This is a genomic window from Rhodococcus spongiicola (genome assembly GCF_004011835.1).
Classification (GTDB): Bacteria; Actinomycetota; Actinomycetes; order Mycobacteriales; family Mycobacteriaceae; genus Prescottella; species Prescottella spongiicola.
Window position 1 is genome coordinate 21,805 of record NZ_RKLN01000008.1, and the last position, 19,720, is coordinate 41,524.

Here is a 19,720-nt window from a genome sequence, read left to right on the forward strand (position 1 = left end):
TTCAGCCATCAACTCACCAAGATCTCCGTTTAGGAAATGGACTCAGTCGGAAACGCTATCCGGGAAAGCGGTCTGGGCGTGACCACCACGCAGCGTCCCCTCGACGTAGGCCGATTTGCATGCTCGACGAGCAAGCTTGCCACTGGAGGTGCGAGGAATCGAGCCGGCCGGCACCAGCAGCACGTCACGGGCGGTGACGCCGTGACGCGACGAGATGGCCGCACGGACGGTGTCCGCGATCGGTTGCGGGTCGGCCTTGCCGGCGCCCGGTGCGCGCTCCGCGACGATGACGAGCTGCTCGGACGCGTCGTCCGCATCGAACTCCAGCCCCGAGTGCGAGTTCTCGAACACCTGTGCCGGCAGCTGGTTCGCCGGCACCGCGAACGCGGCGACGAAGCCGGGGCGCAGCGCTGAGCTCGCCTCCTGCGCCGAGTACTCGAGGTCCTGCGGGTAGTGGTTGCGGCCGTCGACGATCACCAGGTCCTTGACGCGGCCGGTGATGTACAGATCACCCTCGAAGTAGACGCCATAGTCACCGGTGCGCAGCCAGTTGGCGTCGTGGGGCGCACCATCGGCGTGCGAGGTCCCCGGGAGACGCTCGAGCAACTTGTTGTGGAACGTCTCGGCCGTTTCCTGCTCACGACCCCAGTAGCCCTGTCCGACGTTGTCGCCGTGCAGCCAGATCTCGCCGACGTGGCCGTCGGGCCGCTCGGACGCGGTGTCCGGATCGACGATCGTGGCCCACTGACTGCGGGCGACCGAACCACACGCGACCTGCGCAACGGCGCCAGGTGCGTCCTGATCGACCGGCATCATGCGGCCGTCGTTGAGTTGGTCGCGATCGACGTAGACGACCTTGGCTTCTTCGTCGGGGTGCGTGGTGGAAACGAACAGGGTCGCCTCCGCCATGCCGTACGACGGCTTGATCGCGGTCTTGGGCAGACCGTAGGGGGCGAAGGCCTCGTTGAACTTGCGCATGGACGAGACGGTCACCGGCTCGCTGCCGTTGATCAGACCGATGACATTGCTCAGGTCGAGGTGCTCGCCATCCTTCGGCAGGCCACGGGCCGCGGCGTGCTCGAAGGCGAAGTTGGGTGCCGCGGCGTAGGTGCCGGCTCCGTCGGAGATCGCGGCAAGTTCGCGGATCCATCGGTACGGCCGCTGCACGAACGCACGGGGGCTCATGATCGTGATGTACTGGCCGCCCAGCGCGGGCAGGATCACCGTCAACAGGCCCATGTCGTGGTAGAGCGGCAGCCAGGTCACGCCGCGCGAATCGACGGTCAGCCCGAGCGAGTCGACCATCTGCAGAACATTTGTCGCGACACCGCGATGGGTGATCTCCACACCAGCCGGTGTACGCGTGGAGCCGGACGTGTACTGCAGGTACGCAATGTCGTCGAGGCCCACCTCCGGGCGCACCCACGAATCGCCGACACTGTCCGGGATGGCGTCGACAGCGATGATTCGGGGCCGCTTGGCGGCTGGCAGCGAACGGAAGAACTGACGCACCCCGGCCGCGGACGATGTCGAGGTGAGGATCGCGGCCGGCACACAGTCACCGAGGACTGCGCGCAGACGGTCCGTGTGTCCGGGTTCGTCCGGATCGAACAGCGGCACCGCGATTCGACCGGCGTGGATGGCGGCGAAGAAGGATGCCACGTAGTCGAGACCCTGCGGGGCGAGGATCGCGACCCGATCGCCGTACTCGGTGACCTGCTGCAGCCGCGCCGCGACGGCACGAAGGCGGAGACCGAACTGACCCCACGTGAGCTCGTGCACCTCACCGTCGCGCTCTCGCGAGTAGTCGACGTAGCGGTACACCAGGTCGCCTGCGTTGTTACGCGTGTGGTCGTCGACATAGTCGACCAGCGTGTGACCCGGGATGAGCCGGATCTGTCCCTGTTCGTCGAGATAGTCGTCGAACATCGCGATCATTCCTTCTCCTGTAGAAGCGATCACACAACCATCAGCCAACATGATTGCGCTCCAGACTTCCTTCGCCACGAGGATTCATTTGCATTGTCACTTCTCCGTCGGTATTGCCTGCTATTCGGTACTGCCTGCTGTTCTTGCTGTTCGTCCCTGCGTGTGCCCCGTTGCAGCGACACTCAGCCGCCCGGACGCAGACAAACCACCTACGAATCAGTCCATCGGCTCGAAACCAGCAACATGTTACAGATGCGCATCGGCCCACTCGCCCCGCAGCAGAGGAACTGCTGGCGCGAATGCGTCGACGCGGACGCCTGCAACTGGGTCGGGAACACGCCCACATATGACATCGACGTCTTCTCCCGCCCGTTACGGATCTCGTCCGAGATTTGTTCATATGTACCGATTGCCGGATAGGGCGAGTTCAGAATCTGCTCGACCGACGACTGGACTTCCACCGCGATATTCGTCGGGAAACCCTGCTCGAGGGCTGCTGGCACCGTCTCTACTGCCTGCTCGCGGTCGTCGGTAGCCATGATCATCGTGATGGTCCAATTGAGCTCGATGTCTTCGAAGCGATCGCCGGCGGCGTCACGGATCCATTCGGCGCGCTTGCTCGTCCTCTCCTCCATAGTGACGCCTGACGGATAGTGGCGCTTGACGACGCCGTACTGCCATCGGTGGCGGTCTGGGGCGCCACCCGGCGTACTTGGCCGCCAGTGGAACTCATCTGAGCCTTCTTCCTCATTTCACGCATGCAGAGGTGGGTGACGCCTTGCGGGCGCCAACCCACCAGCATAGGACCCGCTCGTGCGCCCGTCGTCGAGCTGCGAGGTCGGACATTACCGTCCACGCATAGCTCGGGTAGCGGCTTTCAGCAGACTCCGAGCTGACTCGGAGCGCACTCCGAGCAGACTCCTAGCGGAGCGCAAAAGGGAGTCGCGCTGAGTCGCGCTATTCGTGCGCAGGGGTCGGGGCCTTGTCGATCTTCTCGGCCGCCCAGTTCGTGACCCACTGTGTCGCGGTCGTCCCGTTGCCGTCGACGACGAACGAGTTGTACTTGGCGTGGGCCGGGTTGTTGTAGTACTCGCCGAGCCGGGCCGCACTGCTGAGCCAGTTCCCAGGCTTGAGGGCCTCGACAGGTGCATCACAGATGCCGTCACTCGGCGCACAGATCTGAACGACCCTGTCCGTGAGCGCACCGAAGCCTCCAGGCCGGGCACCGGTCATCGTGATGCCCGGGAGCTTGAGCCCGTCCAGCGAGAGTTCGGCACCGACACCGACGACCGGAGGCCCGATGGTCGGTGCAGCGGCCGGGTCACGCCGTCCGTCCGCGATCAGGCCCACACCGAGTACCAGTTCCGACGAAACAGGACCGTCTCCGGCGCCGATCCGGGCCGCGACATCGCCAGCGATCACCGCGCCCTGCGAGAACCCGGTGAGCAGGTAGGTCGTCAGCGGGCACTCGGCGTGCCGGCGTTCGATGACGTCCATCGTCGCCGCGGTACCGGCAGCGCGGGAGTCGTTGTACGACTCCTGGCCGTCCGGCGGAAGAGCGACCGGGTTCGAGAACTGCGCCACGTACGGAACCGTGTAGACGTCGGCGCGTTGCGGCGAGAACCTCTCCTGCAGTGGCCGCGTGACATTGAGCATGAGCGACGCCGGGTTCGCCGAAGGGTCGTGCGGGTCGTCGGTGGCGCTCGATTCCCAGGTGCCGGGCACCGAGATCACCTGCACGTCCGGGCAGTGCGCCGGCTGTGCGCTCGGCGGCGGCGGTCCCGGCGGTGTCGGGGGCGTCGGTGGCGGAACCCGCCCCGCCATCAGGTACCAGATCGCCAGAAGCAGCAGGACGAGTATCAGGATCGCCACGACGACGATTCCTGAGCGCCTACGCCCCCTGCTGATCCTGGACTTCCGTGTTCCGCTGACAGTCATGCGAACTTACTTGTTGCAGTATTCGGACTTCGCCAAACGGATGTAGATCTCGGCGTTCTCACCGGCCTGCTCCGGCGTCAGTTCCTGCCCCGCCGCGCTGGCCTCGCTGCCGACCGCTGCGGTGACGAACGTCGTGACTGCGGCGTCCGAGCCGCCCTGCTCCTGGGCCGCGCAGATGTAGTCAGCCGTGGACAGAGCGATGACGCCGTCCCCGGCGGGCGTGATGCCCTCCTGCCTCAGCGCGTCCAGAAATGCCTGACCATTCGAAGAGACCGCGATCTCGGTGGGGCCGGGGAAGTCGCTCGGCAACGCCTGCGGCTGCTCGTCCGACGCCTCGTTCATGGACTGCTCGTCCATGGACCCGTCGTCCATGGACCCCTGGGCCTCGTCCGTCATACCGTCCGTCTCCGGCGCCGTCGAGGGGCTCTGCGCCGCTGCCGTGGTCGTCGGGGACCCCGTAGCCGACGAGTCGTTGCCACAGGCGACGAGCAGGCCACCGGCCACGAGGCTCAGCGCGCCGACGGCCAAGTTGCGGGCCAGCGCAGATCGCGCGGATTTGGGGCGGGGGAAGTGCGACATATCGGTCCTCGGGATTGCTGTGTTGTGTCGTATCGGAACAAGTACTGATTTCGGACTCTGGAAACAGGCTACAGATGACGGGCGGGCGGTGACCGGATCGTGAGATCCGGCACCGCCCGCACACGTCAACTCACGGTCAATCGATCGACGGCACGCCGTCCCTGATGGTGATCACACCGAACTGGAAGTTCTGCTGAACCCCACCAGGGATGTCGAACTGGTCGGAGATCGGGTAGCCGAGGCGACCGTTCTCGTAGCCCTCCGAAGCCCAGGCGTCGAAGATGGGCCCGTTTTGGACGGCCCAGGCGCCGGACGCGGGACTCCAGTAGATGTTGCCGTTCTGGAACCGGTTGAAGCGGCCGTTGTCCTTGATCGGGATCTCACTGGTCAGCGGGAAGCCGAGCCAGCCGTTCTCGAAGCCCATCTCGGCGTACTTCCCCATGATCAGACCCAGTACCGCGTTGGCCCCCGTGTCCTCGCTCCAGTACATCGCACCGATGTCGAAGCCCTGAACCAACCCGTTCATGCTCGCAGTCTTGGCCTGCTCGGCTGCCGGGTAGCCCAGTGGGCCGTTCTCCCAGCCCTGCGCGGCCCACTCCTGGCGGATCGGGCCACTGACAGCGTGGGCGCCGTTCTGCGGGGTCCAGTAGATCGAACCATTCTCGAAGTGGTTCAAGCGACCGCGCCCGTCAGCGAGTGCGATCTCGCCCGTGGTGGGGAGACCGAGAACACTCGGGCCGCCGGCCCGCTGGTACTCGCCGCCGATGCCACCCGCCACCGCGTGCGCACCATTGCCGCCCGAGTAGAAGATGCGGCCGAAGCGGTAGTCCTGCGCGACACCACCGGGCACCGAGTACTCGCCAGTGACGCAGTCGCCGATCCAGTTGTTGCCGTTTGCGACCGGTGCAATGGCGCCACCCGGGCCGCACGCCGGCTTGCCGGCCTCGACACCGATCGCGTCCGCGAGTTGCGGCCACAGCTGGTGCAGCTCGAACTCCCAGTACGGCCAGGAATGCGTGCCCGACGGGCGGAAGTTGACCGTTGCGGGGATATCCAGATTGCGCAACTTGGTGATGAACGTCTGCGACGTCAGGCGCGACAGGATCTCGAGACCCATACCCGCGTAGTTGGTGCTGATGCCCGGGATGCCGGACGGCTGGTCGTACTGACCGGTCGTGCCACTACCACTGGAGATGTAGAGGCTGACACCCTCGAGCTCCTCAGCAAGCAAGTAGGGATCGTGTGCCTCCCACGCGTCGTTGCGGGGGCTGCCCCACATCGCGTCGGCGTCGAATCCACCGGCATCCGCCATTGCGAGCGCGATGGCCTGCGGCATGCCGAGCGTGGTGGTCGTGAGGATGCCGGACAGCGAGCCGGCGAACTGGAAGAAGCCCGGGTTGCGCGCGGCGAGCATCATCGCCGAGGTGCCACCCATCGACAGGCCCACGACCCCGCGGGTCTGCGTGCTGCGGAAGTCGTTCTCGAGAATCGGCGGGAGTTCCTTGGTGAGGAAGGTCTCCCACATGTAGTTCTGACCGTTGTTCTGGTCGATCCAGTCCGAGTAGAAGCTGGACTGACCACCGATCGGCAGCACGACATTGACGTTCTTGTCGGCGAAGAAGGCCTCGGCGTCAGTCTCGAGGGTCCAACCGTTCTCGTCGTCCCGTGCGCGCATGCCGTCGAGCATGTAGACGACCGGGAACCTCGCGTCGGGCTGGGCATTCCAGTCCCGGGCCAACAGCATTTGGACCTGGATCGGGACGCCCATGGACGGAGAGTTGACCCAGATCGCGACTCGACGGTCCGTGAGCCAGTCGACACGGTCGACCATGCCGGGCCCCGACTGCACCTCAGCCGTCTCCGTCGACCCGCCCGGCGTACCGAGCGACTGTGCCCCGGCGGCCCCGGCCGATGTGAGACCGGCGGCTATCGGCAGTACGAGTGCGGCCGCGGCGACACTCAGCGCACGTTTACGCCGCCCGCCACTGGCGCCGCCGCGGCGCCCTGGCCGCTCGAGACCTAATCGCATCCGGATAACTCTCCTTCGTGATTGCGTAGACACCCTGCTGCACCAGGGCATCCGTTCCTTGTTACACGAAACGGATGCCCAGGTGCGGTTGCCACGCTGGTTGGATGGTGAATTCGTGAAGTCAATCTCGGACGGAGTGATCCGTCCGTGCCGTCCAGGCCACCGTCGCGGTCAGGTCACCGCGCGTCGAGGACATCCAGAATCTGTCCCCGGGCCTTCCCCAGCTCTGTCGACCAGTAGGGCCACGAGTGGGTGCCGGTGTCGGGGAAGCTGTATGTCGCCGGAATGCCGAGCTCCTGCAAACGTTCCTGGAAGGCGCGTGTGTTGGAGTATGCGATCGCCTCGAGGCCCGACGCGTTCTGGGTGTTGAAGTACTCGATCGCCCGCTCGGGGTTGTCGTAGTCGCCGGGCTCGCCGCTGGCCGCCGAGATGTACATCGACAGGCCCGCGAGGCTGGGGGCGAAGACCATCGGGTCGTTGCGCTCCCACGCTGCGCTCCCCGGCGGGCCCCACATCGCGTCGACGTTGTAACCGCCGGCATCGAGCATCGCCACGCGGATCGCTTGACGCATGCCGGGCGCATTGATGTCCAGGTACCCGGAGAGCGAGCCGGCGAACTTGAACTGGTCGCGGTGGTAGGCGGCGAGAGTGAGGGCCGCCGAGCCGCCCATCGACGGGCCGATGATGGCGTTGTTGGTCCGCGAGACACCGCGGGTCTCCAAGTAGGCGGGAAGCTCCTGGGTGAGGAACGTCTCCCACTTGTAGGTGATCTGCTGGCCGTTAGTGCTGCTGGGCCGGTACCAGTCGGTGTAGAAGCTCGATTCACCGCCCACCGGCATCACCAAGGTGACGTTGTCGTCGCGGAACTGCTCGAGAGCGTTGGTCTCGAAGCTCCAGGCGTTGCGATCGTTACGGGCGCGAAGTCCGTCGAGCAGGTAGAGAGCAGCGTTGCCGCCCCGGGCGGCCCACTGGATCTGGACCTTGATCGGGCCCATGCTCGAGTCGACAGAGACCTCCTCGTAGCCGCCTGCCGGCGCCTGCTGCGGGAGGGGTGCGGCCGATGCGGTGGTCACGCCAGCGACCCCGACGGCCAGTGGTACGGCCAGCGCAGCGGCGGAAATGCCGAGTAAGCGCTGCTTGAGAAGCTGCGGCAGCCTTGGTCGAGCTAAACGCATGAAACTGCTCTCTTTCTTCATCTCCGGCGTCCGTCGTGCGGCCCGGTGGACTCCGTCGGCGGGCAGATCACCCTGTTCACCACCCCGTTCAGGGCGGCGGACAGTCTGCACCAGTCACACTGCGCGTCGTGGACTGTATGCGACGGACCGGACTGTGACAAACAGTCCGATTCCGCTGCCGGGTGCCTTGGCGCCTACCCAGACATCGGTGCGCACCTCGTCGTCGTTACAGATCCGAGATCAATGATCCATGAACGGTGATGGGTGTGCGACTCGCTGGAGATAGGCGGGAGCCTCAGCCTTCCGGGCACGAGTTTCACGGATGGTCGCAAGCATTCGTTCGCGATACCGGGACGACCCCTACCGGCCGGCCGGGGCCTCGGGCATCTCGAGATCGCAGCGTTGGATCTCGTACTTGGGCACGCGGTCGAATCGGTAGCCGGCGTATTCGAAAGCGTTGAGCAGATTTCGCTCGAACAGTGGCCACGTCAGCTCGGCGCGGTACGACTCCTTCAGTTCGACGGTCTCAGGGCACGTGAGTGCCACCTGTGCCTGCCTGACCCATTTCTCGTCGAGGTACCACGGCAGCCACGGATGGACCGGCACCATTCCGGTGTCGGCAACCACCCAGTCCGGGTAGAGCACCTTGTCGTGGCCGATACGGCCGCCGTCCAGCCGCTCGGTGTGGGCCGCGATCGGGTAGGCGAGCCCCATCTGGTCCAGGACCTTCACGTCGAGGCCTACGTTCATGCTCGTCATGCCGAGATTGAGGAAGTAGACGGTGTGCCCGACGCCTCCCTCGGGGATCGGCAGCGGCGGGGGGACGATGTCCCAGCTGGTGAATGCCGGCGTCGGGAGCAGCAAACCGCCGTCCGGGGTATCCGCGATGGTCTCGACCATCGCACGCATCCGCGGGTAGTCGAGGTAGTCCTCGGCACGGATCGGGTGTTGGCGCCCGGTGTTGAGCGAGTAGAACGCGCGCTCGTCCACGATCCCCGACTTTCCGACGACCGCCCCGTCGGGCATCCCGACAGTGTTCGCCGCAATGACCGCCCAGCCCATCGTCGCCGTCCACGCCACCGTGGACACCCCGAATACGAGCGTTGCATTGTTCCGCCCCCATTCCGAGCGCCGGAGAATACGCACCGGCACGACCGAAATCGGCACAAGGAGGCAGAATAGGGACGGGAGAAGAACGCGGCCGTGCATGAAGTCGCCGCCGACACGTATCGAATAGATTGCGAGAATCAATCCGCAAGCGAGGATGAAGACGACGATCCCCGCCGGGGTATGCAATCGACGAGAGAAGCGCCCCCACGCACTTCCGCCACTGTGATCCACATCACTCATCGGGTTGGGGGTGGGTCGTGGTGACTTGCGCCACCATGCCATCGCAACTATGACAGCCACCGTGAGCAGCGGAAGCCACAGCAGGTAGGGGCCCACCAGGTTCCAGAGGTAGGCCAGTCCCTGAGACCACTTGGCACCGCCCGCGTCCTTGGAGACGGCGGTGTTCGGGTAGGGCAGGCCGTAGTAGCCCATGCGCCAGATCTGGTAAGCGACCGGGACGACGCCCGCCGCCGCGACGATCCACGCTCGCAACTTCCAACTGATGGGCGAGAAGAAGATCAGAAGTAACGCAAGCCCCCCGACGATCGCCATCTCAGGCCGGACGAGCGGTCCGAGACCAGCCACGAACGCGAGCAGCAGGACAGAGCGCCACGACGGCGCTGGGGTCTGCGCCCAGCGGACCAGCAGCAGCCACAACAGCGCGATCCAGAAGATGACCAGGCAGGTCTCCAGTCCAGAGGTCGCGAAGTCCCGGGCGGGCGGTACCGCGATGTAGACGATCGCGCCGGCCGGAAGAAGCAGTACTGCACCGCCGCCGAACCGAGCTCTATAGAGACGGGCGGTGCCGATCATGGTCATGACCACGGCGGAAACGGACAAAACGAGCGCCAGTCCCAGCACGACGTACTCGAGCCGGGCTTGGGTGAGCCAACTGAACGCGTAGACGAGGTACGTCCACAGCGTGCTGGTGTTCGTCTCCACCCGTTCGCCGGCGTTGAACACCGGACCATTGCCGGCAAGCAGGTTCCGCACCGTGCGGAGCACGATCAGTCCGTCGTCGGCGATCCACCGTCGCTGCCATGTACCCCACGCGAAAAGCAGCGCCGTGAGCACGACGCCGCCGACGAACACTGCACCAGAGATCCGGGCGCCCCGCGGGCGCGGCTCCACGATGCGTTCGTCGATTGTGCGTGTCGGATCAGACCAGGTAGACAGCGACACCTACCACTCCGATCCAGGCTATTGCGAGGAACTGGAGCACCCGGTCGCCCAAGGCAATCTCTTCCGGCTCCCCCGCCTCGCCCCCGTCGACATCAACCGCATAGCGCAGGATCGCGATCGTGAAGGGCACCATGGAGATCGCGAACATGGTGGTGTCATTGGCGCGATCCTGCTCGAACGCCCACAGTCCGTAGCAGATGACGACGGCGGTAGCCGACAGCGTCCACACGAACCGCAGGTATGTGCCGGTGTAGTACTGCAACGACTTACGAATCTTCGCACCGGTCCGCTCGGCCAGCTGCAGCTCGGCATACCGCTTGCCGGCCGCCATGAACAGCGACCCGAACGCCATGATCAGCAGGAACCACTGCGACAGAGGGATCTCGGCGGCGACACCACCGGCGATCGCCCGGATCAAGAAGCCCGACGAGACGATGCAAATGTCGAGAACCGCTTGATGCTTGAGGCCGAAGCAGTAGGCCAGCTGGATCGCGACGTACACCGCCATGACGACGGCGAGTTGCCAGTTCGCCACGAACGACAGCAGGATCGAAGCAGCCAGCAGGACGGTCGCCAGGCCGTAGGCGATGTTGACCGGCAACACCCCGGCCGCGATCGGCCGGAACCTCTTGGTCGGGTGTGCCCGGTCGGCCTCGACATCCATCGCGTCGTTGACGAGGTAGATGCCCGACGCCGCCATGCAGAACACGACGAACGCCAGCGCAACCGGCAGCAGCACATCGCCTTCGGTGACGGACCCGGCCGCGAGCGGTGCGGCGAGCACGAGCACGTTCTTGACCCACTGCCGTGGGCGGACGGCCTTGACGATGCCGCCGGCCAGGGTTTTCGGGGGTCCGGTGACGACCGCCGGCTCCTCGCTCATTTCACTCCAAACTTCTGCTCAGCCCGCAGCACCGCAGCCGCGGACACGGCGCCGAGCGCCGACCCCGCGAGCACGTCGGAGGGGTAGTGCACTCCGAGGACGAGGCGCGAGAGCAGCATCGGCGGGACCAGTACCGCAGGCAAGGGTAGTCCCGTGAGTCGACCGAGGAGCACCGCCGCCGCGGTCGTGGAGGTGGCATGCGACGAGGGGAAGCTCAATTTGCTCGGCGTCGACACGTTCACCTGCACCGACGGATCGTTCGGGCGGGGCCGGCGCACGACACGCTTGATGATGATCGACGCGGCGTGGGCGCCGACGGCACCGGCGGCGACACCGGCCCAGCGACGCCGGCGCGGCTTGTCGAGTACCGCACCGGCTCCGGCGACCGCGACCCAGCCGAGCGCGTGTTCACCGAAGTGCGACAAGCCGCGGGCCGCGCGAACGACGACGGGCCTGGAACCGACGGTTCCCTGGACGGTCTGCAGGACCCGGACCTCAGATGCCGAAGACACGTTCCCACCTCTCTTTGCTGGTCAGCTCTGGCACCGCGGCACGGTACTCGCGCCTCAGATCCGGGAAGCGCTCTGCGAGTTCGCGGCGCAGGCGCAGGGATTCGCTCAACAGCCGGGCAGCGATCCTCGGGTCCCGCTTACGGTAGACGACACCGCGCCCGTCCGCGGTGGTGACAGTCACCCCGTCCACCTGCGACAGCAGGAACCAGCGCGCGTCGAGTGTCGGCACGTTCAGCTGGGGCGTCTCGAGGTGCTCGGGCTTGGCCTTCTTGACGCTGTGGACCAACCCCTTGACCAGGCGGGTGGCGATGGCCACCTTGTTGGTCGGCAGGTCCACGTTGCCGACATCCGCGCGAGACGGCAGCGGCAGGCTCGTCGACGACGGCAGCACGACGGCGTCGGGGTACTCCTTGCGCAACGCGTGCACGGTGCCGAGGGCAGTCGGCAGCAGGTCGGCCACGTGCTCGGGTCCGGCCAGGAAGTCCTGGATCGCCAGGTTCTGGATCGCAACGGTCGAGTACTCGAGGCACAGCAGGTGCTTGGCCGTGGCCTTCACGGTGCTCGCGATCAGACCGGTTGAGCTTCCGGACATGTGCAGCGCTGCCACGACGAGCCGGTTGCGGAGGTGGAAGTACGCCTGCCAGTCGATGGCGTCGTCCTTGTCGCTCCACGCCATGTGCCAGATCGCGGCACCGGGCATGGTCACCGTCGGGTAGCCGGCTTCCTTTGCGCGCAGTCCGTATTCTGCGTCGTCCCATTTGATGAACAGCGGCAGCGGCTGCCCGATCTCCTCGGCGACCTGCCGCGGGATCATGCACATCCACCAACCGTTGTAGTCGACGTCGATGCGCCGGTGCAGCAGCTTGGACTTGCGGAGTGGCTTCTTGGAGAAGTCGTGGTCGTATTCGACGTTGGGGGCCGCGGTCCACATGAAGTTCTCGCGCTTGATCACCTCACCCATCACATGGAGGTGGCTGCGGTCCTGCAGATTGAGCATCTGCCCGCCGACGAGCATGGGAGTCTTGGCGAACCGCGACATCGCGAGCGCACGCAGAATCGAGTCGGGCTCGATCTCGATGTCGTCGTCCATGAACAGGATCTGTTCACAGTCGGTGTTCTTCAGCGCCTCGTACATGATCCGGCTGTAGCCGCCCGAGCCACCGAGGTTGCCCTGGTCGTGGATCGCGAGCTTGCCACCGAGCGCGGCCGCGGCCTCGTCGAAGCCAGGCTCGTCACGAACCTTGCGGGTGCCCTGATCAGGGATGATGACGTGCTTGACGACGTCCATCACCAGCGGATCCGACGCAAGCGCCTTCAGGGCTTTGACGCAGTCGGTGGGACGGTTGAACGTCGGGATACCGACCGCGACATTCGCCTCACCGGGCGCGTCGATCGGCGCGTACCACCCGGCACTGCGCAGTTCGACGTCGGTATCGGTGGTGATGTCGAACCAGATCCAGCCGCCGTCCTCGAATGGGCCGAGATCGACCTCGAAATCGAGTGCGCCTTCGCGGAACTCTTTGCCCTCGACGTGAATTCGTGAGCCATCAGCCTTGGAGCGATAGACGTCCACCCGGCCGTGCCCGGTCAGATCGATTCGCAGCACGACGGACTCGAGGATGCTCCACCGACGCCAGTAGCTCGCCGGAAAGGCGTTGAAGTAGCTGCAGAACGACACCTCGGACTCGGCGCCGATCGACACCGACGTGCGCGACGTGGCGTGCGCGCGACGCGCGTTGGTCTCGGACTCGTCCGTGTAGAGGCTCCGGACGTCGAGGGGCTCACCGGCACGGGGCAGCAGCACCCGCTGCAGCAGCGCGCTCACGCGAGGTCTCCGGCCAGGGGCTCACCCGACTCGAGGTGGGGCCGGAGCGTGTTGTCGAACATCGACAACGCGCTCGCGATCGCCATGTGCATGTCGAGGTACTGGTAGGTGCCCAGGCGGCCACCGAAGAGGACCTTCGACGACGCGGCCTCGGCCTTGGCGAGGGCACGGTACGCCTCGAGCTTGGCACGGTCCTCGGGAGTGTTGATCGGGTAGTACGGCTCGTCACCACTCTGCGCGAAGCGCGAGTACTCGCGCATGATGACGGTCTTGTCCTTGGGGTAGTCCCGCTCCGGGTGGAAGTGGCGGAACTCGTGGATGCGGGTGTAGGGGACATCGGCGTCGTTGTAGTTCATGACCGGCGTGCCCTGGAAGTCACCGGTCGCGAGCACCTCGGTCTCGAAGTCGAGGGTTCGCCAGCCGAGTTCGCCCTCCGCGTAGTCGAAGTAGCGGTCGAGCGGTCCGGTATAGACAACCGGGGCCGACGGGGACTGCCGACGCAGTTCCTCACGCACGTCGAACCAGTCCGTGTCGAGGCGGACCTCGATGTTCGAGTCCTTCGCCATGTTCTCGAGCCACGCGGTGTAGCCGTCGACGGGCAGGCCCTCATAGGTGTCGTTGAAGTACCGGTTGTCGAACGTGTACCGCACCGGCAGGCGGGTGATGTTGCCGGCGGGCAACTCCTTGGGATCCGTCTGCCACTGCTTGGCGGTGTAGTCGCGGACGAACGCCTCGTACAGGGGGCGACCGATCAGGGAGATCGCCTTCTCCTCGAGATTGCTCGCGTCCTTGGTGTCGATCTCGGTGGCCTGCTCGGCGATCAGGGCACGCGCCTCGTCCGGCGTGAAGTAGCGGCCGAAGAACTGCGAGACCAGACCGAGGCCCATCGGGAACTGGTAGGCCTGCCCCTTGTGCATGGCGAACACGCGGTGCTGGTAGCTGGTGAAGTCGGTGAACTGGTTGACGTACTCCCACACCCGCTTGTTGGAGGTGTGGAAGAGGTGCGCACCGTACTTGTGGATCTCGATGCCGGTCTCGGCCTCCGCCTCGGAGTACGCGTTGCCGCCGAGGTGGTGACGACGTTCGACCACGAGCACCCGCTTGCCGAGCTGTGTCGCAGCCCTCTCGGCGATCGTCAGACCGAAGAATCCCGATCCGACGACGATGAGGTCGAATCGATCTGGGGACGGCTCGGGCATAGCAGAGGAAGGGCTCGGGGAGGTCACGGAAGACAGGGTAGGCGAAAGAGACGGCTGGGCGCGTGCCCGGTGGCGCGAACCACCGGGCACGCGCGGCCCGCCTCTACTGCAGTTCCAGCGCGAAGGTCAGCATGGCATCTCGAACGAATGCGGCAGTTCCAGGGCCGTGGCGGTCGTACTTCTCCGCGAACCTGGGATCTGCCACATACATCTCGCCCAGCCCGGCGAACGCGTCCGCCGTGGGCCGGCGGCCCTGCCAGCCCTCGGTGACCCATTCGTAGTGCCGACGAGTGATCTTGCGCACGTCGGCGCTGTCCGGCGCCAGGCCCGCGGCGTGGGCACGCCCGTAGTCAGCCGCGATGTCGAGTTGCCGTTGCCGGTAGCCGGACTTGTCGCGGTCGGAGAGCGATCGCCACCAGGTGTCGCCGTCCCGGTAGGCCGCCTCGCCCCAACGCTCGATCACTTCGTCCTTGTAGCGGCTGTGATCGAATCCGTCGAACATCTCCTCGGCCATCAGTGGCTCACCTTTCCTCGTCTTCTCCAGGGTTGTGCGAACCGACGCGATCACCCGTTCCAGACGAGCCTGTTCCTGCTCGAGCAGCTCCAGATGGGTACCCAACGCGACCGCAGCATCGTTCGCGCCGTCGAGGACGGCCGCGATCGCGGTCAGTCCGAGCCCGAGTTCGCGCAGCAACAGGATCCGCTGGAGGCGCACCAGCGCCGCCTGGTCGTAGTACCGGTAGCCGTTGGCCCCGATCCTGCTGGGCTCGAGCAGGCCGATGCCGTCGTAGTGCCGCAATGCCCGGCTCGTCGTCCCGGCGGCTCGCGCCAGTTGCTGAATCGACCATTCCCCGGTTCGGGTCACGGCTCGCACCTCCTCGATCCTTCGTCGGTACCCCCAGCGTGCAGGTTGACGCAACGTCAAGGTCAAGGCCGGAACTGGCTGGCGGCGATTCCCGGAAGAGCAAAATCGGGCGCGCCCCGGTGAAGAGCGCGCCCGATTCCAATATCTGCCGGTCTATGTCGCGGGGCCGGCCTCCTCCTGTGACGTCTGCTGGGGCTGGGACGTCTGCTGGAGCACCACGCTCGAGTCGACGACTTGCACGCCCAACGTCGGCGTCCACACGATCGTGCCGCCCTGGTAGGTCCGGAACGTGCCCGAGTCGTCAGCCAGCACCAACTCCGGGCCGATCGGCTCACCGAGGCTTCCGGCCGGTCCGCCGAGCTCACGGTACTTCGCTTCGATCAGTGACTCGTGATCGGAGGAAAATGGCACGGCACCCGGATCCGCAATCGCCTCGGCGACCGGCAACGGCCCGCTCGACGCCAGCAGGGGCTGCAGGTCGGCCAACGACGGCAGCGGCGGTAGCGGCGGTAGCGGCGGCAAGATCGACTCGATCGAGCCCGGCGGGATTCCCGGGGGCAGCGGGATCAAGTCGAGCCAGTCCTCAGGCAGCGGCAAGCCCGGGATCGATCCCGGCGGCGCTCCCTCACCACCGACGGTGAACCAGTCCGACTTGAGACCGAGCTTCCACCGTGCGTCCTGGCCGGACGCCTCGACAGTGCGCTCCGATCCGACGACCCTGACCTTGGTCACACGGCCACCGTCGGCGCCCAGACCGTTGCGCCCGATGACCTCGAAGGAAATCAGTTCGCCGACACCGAACGCATTAGCGATGGCACCGGCCGTGACAGTTTTCGTCCAGTTCTGGTTCGGGGATACCACGTCACCGAGGTCGATAACCGCCGGGAATGTCCCGCCGGCGCTGTATCCCCCGGTCGAGGACGAGAACTCCGCGGCCATGATCTGGTTGCCCCGCTTTATCACCGTGCCGGCGGTCCTGTTCACCGCGTCGGTGGTCCGGTGGTCCTCCCGGGACGAGCCACCGTAGACCTGACAAGACTGGGTGTCGCAGGTCTGCGCGTAGGAGTATCGGTTCTCGGCCGCGGCGTAGGAACGTGCGGCTATTGCCTGGGCGCGCAGTGCTTCCCGCCCGCCGGTGTCGGCCCACGACGGGATCGATTCGGTCGGTACGACACCGTAGAGATAGTCCTCCATCAACACCCTGTTGACTGTCCGCCAGGCTCCGTTGCCGTCCAGCAGAGCCCCCATCGCGCCGCGATACGGGGCGCCGCCGTCGCACAGTCGCAGGTGCTCGCCCGCCGGTCGGTTCCCGTCGAGGTTCACCGGATCGACCCACGGAACATTGGTCCAAGTTCGAAAGAGCTCGCGCCCGTTGCACCCATCGGTGACAACCACTTCGGCCCCACCTGGTGTGGGAGTCAGGCGCGCGGCGGAGTTCGGCCCGAAGAATTGACCGGCGACATTCAGGCCAGTCTGCGAGTAGACCTCGAGTCGCTTGTCGTCACGGCCGACGAGTCGCACCTCGACCCAGGGGTCGTCTATCGGCCCGAGAGTGGTGTTGCCGTAGTAGTGCCCGACGATCTGTTCTGCCGACCAGCCGTAGTTCTTCGCGTAGCCGTAGGCGCCGTACTGCCCCATGCCGCGGCCGTGCCCGTAGCCGCGGCCGTTGATCGTGATCGGGGTGCCGGCTGCTACCGCGGGCGCGATGCCCGGGTCCACGCCACGGTCCACGGCACGCAGACCGACGGCCACACCCACCGCGAGGGCCGGGGTGAGACCCAGCGCGATGGCCTTGGTGAAGGACGTCGACGGACCCGCGGTGAATCGTCTCCGATGGGTCCGGACACCACGATTCACGATCGCGCGGAGGCGGGTGTTCGCCATACGGCACTCCTCATCACTGAAGTCCGGACGTCGTTTGAGCTCCGGGTTGACAGGGGTCGGACGGCCACGAGGAAGCGAACAGAGCGGTCGTCGCCCGGACGCTCCACAAAAGACTCAATCTAAGGTTGAGAGTTAAAGTTGGTGGGGCTAGTGTGACAACAGTGACTGATGTTAGCAACACGTAAACCAAAAACACCTACAGTCACGTTGGTAACATAGGCATCACAAGTTGCAGACATCCTCGGATGATCTATGGACTCCCTCCCGGGGCGGCACCGAGGATTTAGTCCGAACCCCGACCCTGCCGGGATCGGTTCAGCCGGAAGGTCGCTCGCAGCGCACGAAGAACGCCCCGTGCACGAACTCGAGGAGAACCCGCCTTGCCGCACCGTCGACCCAAGAATTCGATCGTCATAGCCACAGTCGCCGCAGTGGCTGTTGCAGCGCCCTTCGCCGTCCAGACCCTCGGCAGTGACTCGATTACCGTCCGCTTCATCAATGGGACCTCGCCGTCGATCCCGACAGAGATTGCCGAGGTCTTGCTTACGTCCGTTCCCGAAGTCGTCGTTCCGCTCGCGGAACTCGAGGCAATCACCGGGCTCGACATTCCGGACATCGACCTGCGCAATCTTCAGCTGCCGACCGAGATCCCACTGCCCGGAGGTGGTTCGATCCCGCTGTCGCCGCTGACCTCACCGGCCATCCCCGGTGACCCTGCAGTCCCCGATGTCCCCGCAGCCCCCGGTGACGTCGCGGTCCCCGCACCGGCGTCCGAAACGGCAGTCCCATCCCTGGCCGATCAACTCGGCGCCACGGTCAAGGAGATCACGCGTGACGAGCCGTTCTCCATGGTTGCGCTGACCTCCGCGGACCTCGAGTCGGTGGTTACGAAGCTCCGCGTGAAGCTGGAAGACGGGACGTGGGGCGAGTGGTTCGCTCCCGAGGGAATAGACAGCCAAACCGCCGACATGGCGACGGTGTCCGGCAAACAGGGCAGCGATCCTGTCTACGTCGGCGAAACCAACGCTATGCAGATACTCGTGGCACCCAAGGATTCCGGTACCACCGGTCAGACCGCGCCGGGCGGGGAGGGAGCCTCGGCGGCACAGACCCCCGCGCCTGCCAACTCGCCGGCGCCCGAGACCTCGCAACCGCTCGGCTACGCCCCCGCCGCTGTGTCCAACCCGCTGCCCGCAGCTGTGTCCAACCCGCTGCCCGCAGCTGTGTCTAACCCGCTGCCCGCAGCTGTGTCCAACCCGCTGCCCGCAGCGACCATCACCGCCGACGACATCTCCGCAGTGCTCATCACCCCAGGCACCGGACCGCAGGATTCGAACCTCGCCGACATCGCCACCCCCGCGTCCGTGAACGGCATCAACATCATCTCGCGCAGCGGGTGGGGAGCCGACGAGAACATCCGATGCTCTGACCCGATCTATGACGATTCTCTCGGTGGCGCGACCGTGCACCACACCGCCGAGAGCAACAACTACACCAAGCGGGAGTCTGCGGGCATCGTGCGCGGCATCTACGCGTATCACGCGCAGACCCTCGGCTGGTGCGACATCGGCTACAACGTGCTCGTCGATCGGTTCGGCCAGATCTTCGAGGGTCGCTACGGCGGTCTCGACCGCCCGGTTCGGGGCGCACACGCCGGCGGCTTCAACGAGAACACCATCGGCATCGCGATGATGGGCAACTTCCAGAACGTGGCGGCCCCGGCCGCGACGATCGAGTCCCTCGGAAAGTTCCTCGGGTGGCGACTGAAGCTCGCGAACCTGAATCCCAAGGGCTGGACGACGATGTACTCCGAGGGCACCTCGTACACGAAGTACCCGAAGGGGCAGGCGGTGAACCTTCCGATCATCTTCGCGCACCGTGACGTCGGCTACACCGTATGCCCGGGTGACTCCGCCTACGCACAGATGGACCAGGTCCGCGACATCGCCGCGGGCAACTGGAACGCAGGCAGCGTACCGGCTCCCGCCCCCAGTCCGGGCGGAGGGACCAGCCCCGATGTCGGGGTGAACGTCGGTTCGCTCGACCTGGACGCGCAGATCCCGGCCGCCATCGACAGCCTGCTGTCGATGGCCGATTCCAACCCGATCGTGCGCGAGTGGCTCGCCCTCGGCGGGGACAGCGGCATGCTCGGCGACGCCATCACCGGCCTGCTGACCACCGCGGCGGGATCGCTGTACGCGTTCTTCGAGAACGGCGCGCTGGTCACGTCCCCGAACGGTGACGTGGTGACGATGCTCGGCGAGATCTTCAACGCCTGGCAGAACGCCGGCGGGGTCCTGGCCGACATCGGCCTGCCGGTCACTGACGAGTACCGGGTGGACGGGGGCTTCCGCAGCGACTTCGAGAACGGCTCGATGCTCTACGACGAAGCGACCCAGCAGATCACCACGGTCGTGACCAAGCCGGCCCCAGGCGCTGCCTCCGCTCCAGCCCCGACAGCTCCAGCCCCGACAGCTCCTTCACCGACGGCTCCGCCTGGTGAGACCCCGGTGCGGATCAACTGATCCGCACCGGGATCCGAACGAACGCCTCTGTTCCGCCGGGAATCACCCATTCCAGGAATCGCCTTTCCAGGAAACACAGGGGAAC

General features: G+C 65.9%; 13 protein-coding genes and 1 pseudogene. 1 reads left to right on the forward strand and 13 read right to left on the reverse strand.

Annotated elements, in window-relative coordinates:
- Positions 1-42 precede the first annotated feature (42 nt).
- The 13 genes and pseudogenes from fadD32 to EF834_RS17940 all read right to left on the reverse strand — a co-directional run bounded on the left by fadD32 (position 43) and on the right by EF834_RS17940 (position 17,110).
- The gene (fadD32, locus tag EF834_RS17880; protein WP_127948603.1) at positions 43-1,938 is read right to left on the reverse strand and encodes a long-chain-fatty-acid--AMP ligase FadD32; all 1,896 of its coding nucleotides are present in this window, start codon (positions 1,936-1,938) and stop codon (positions 43-45) included.
- Positions 1,939-2,175: 237 nt separating this feature from the next.
- Positions 2,176-2,576 (reverse strand): annotated as a pseudogene (locus EF834_RS17885) (LLM class F420-dependent oxidoreductase); the annotation flags it as partial.
- Positions 2,577-2,886: 310 nt separating this feature from the next.
- Complete coding sequence (locus tag EF834_RS17890) at positions 2,887-3,753, reverse strand: cutinase family protein (protein WP_408014539.1); 867 nt, start codon at positions 3,751-3,753, stop codon at positions 2,887-2,889.
- 120 nt (positions 3,754-3,873) lie between these two features.
- The gene (locus EF834_RS17895) at positions 3,874-4,446 is read right to left on the reverse strand and encodes a DUF732 domain-containing protein (protein WP_127948607.1); all 573 of its coding nucleotides are present in this window, start codon (positions 4,444-4,446) and stop codon (positions 3,874-3,876) included.
- A gap of 136 nt (positions 4,447-4,582) precedes the next feature.
- A complete protein-coding gene (locus EF834_RS17900; protein ID WP_127948609.1) occupies positions 4,583-6,475 on the reverse strand; it encodes an alpha/beta hydrolase-fold protein in 1,893 nt (630 codons plus the stop codon).
- Positions 6,476-6,651: 176 nt separating this feature from the next.
- On the reverse strand, positions 6,652-7,650 hold the full coding sequence (locus tag EF834_RS17905) for an alpha/beta hydrolase (RefSeq protein ID WP_127948611.1): 999 nt from the start codon (positions 7,648-7,650) through the stop codon (positions 6,652-6,654).
- A gap of 360 nt (positions 7,651-8,010) precedes the next feature.
- Positions 8,011-9,942, reverse strand: a complete 1,932-nt coding sequence (zomB, locus tag EF834_RS17910) for a flagellar motor control protein ZomB (RefSeq protein ID WP_408014537.1) — start codon at positions 9,940-9,942, stop codon at positions 8,011-8,013.
- Positions 9,920-10,825, reverse strand: coding sequence for a decaprenyl-phosphate phosphoribosyltransferase (locus EF834_RS17915; RefSeq protein ID WP_127948615.1), 906 nt, complete (start codon positions 10,823-10,825; stop codon positions 9,920-9,922). Before EF834_RS17915 ends, zomB begins: the two co-directional genes overlap by 23 nt.
- Complete coding sequence (locus tag EF834_RS17920) at positions 10,822-11,337, reverse strand: phosphatase PAP2 family protein (protein ID WP_127948617.1); 516 nt, start codon at positions 11,335-11,337, stop codon at positions 10,822-10,824. Before EF834_RS17920 ends, EF834_RS17915 begins: the two co-directional genes overlap by 4 nt.
- Positions 11,321-13,162, reverse strand: coding sequence for a glycosyltransferase (locus EF834_RS17925; protein ID WP_127948619.1), 1,842 nt, complete (start codon positions 13,160-13,162; stop codon positions 11,321-11,323). The genes EF834_RS17920 and EF834_RS17925 overlap by 17 nt, the downstream gene beginning before the upstream one ends.
- Positions 13,159-14,361: a UDP-galactopyranose mutase gene (gene glf / locus EF834_RS17930; RefSeq protein ID WP_127948635.1), complete on the reverse strand. Its 1,203-nt coding sequence runs from the start codon at positions 14,359-14,361 to the stop codon at positions 13,159-13,161. Before glf ends, EF834_RS17925 begins: the two co-directional genes overlap by 4 nt.
- A 103-nt stretch (positions 14,362-14,464) precedes the next feature.
- The gene (locus EF834_RS17935; protein ID WP_127948637.1) at positions 14,465-15,226 is read right to left on the reverse strand and encodes a MerR family transcriptional regulator; all 762 of its coding nucleotides are present in this window, start codon (positions 15,224-15,226) and stop codon (positions 14,465-14,467) included.
- Positions 15,227-15,379: 153 nt separating this feature from the next.
- The gene (locus EF834_RS17940) at positions 15,380-17,110 is read right to left on the reverse strand and encodes a SpoIID/LytB domain-containing protein (RefSeq protein WP_127948621.1); all 1,731 of its coding nucleotides are present in this window, start codon (positions 17,108-17,110) and stop codon (positions 15,380-15,382) included.
- A 380-nt stretch (positions 17,111-17,490) separates the two neighbouring features.
- Here EF834_RS17940 and EF834_RS17945 point away from each other — a divergent pair, with 380 nt between their 5' ends.
- Positions 17,491-19,635 (forward strand): N-acetylmuramoyl-L-alanine amidase, encoded by a 2,145-nt coding sequence (locus EF834_RS17945; protein WP_127948623.1) that lies wholly within the window; start codon positions 17,491-17,493, stop codon positions 19,633-19,635.
- Positions 19,636-19,720: the final 85 nt, after the last annotated feature.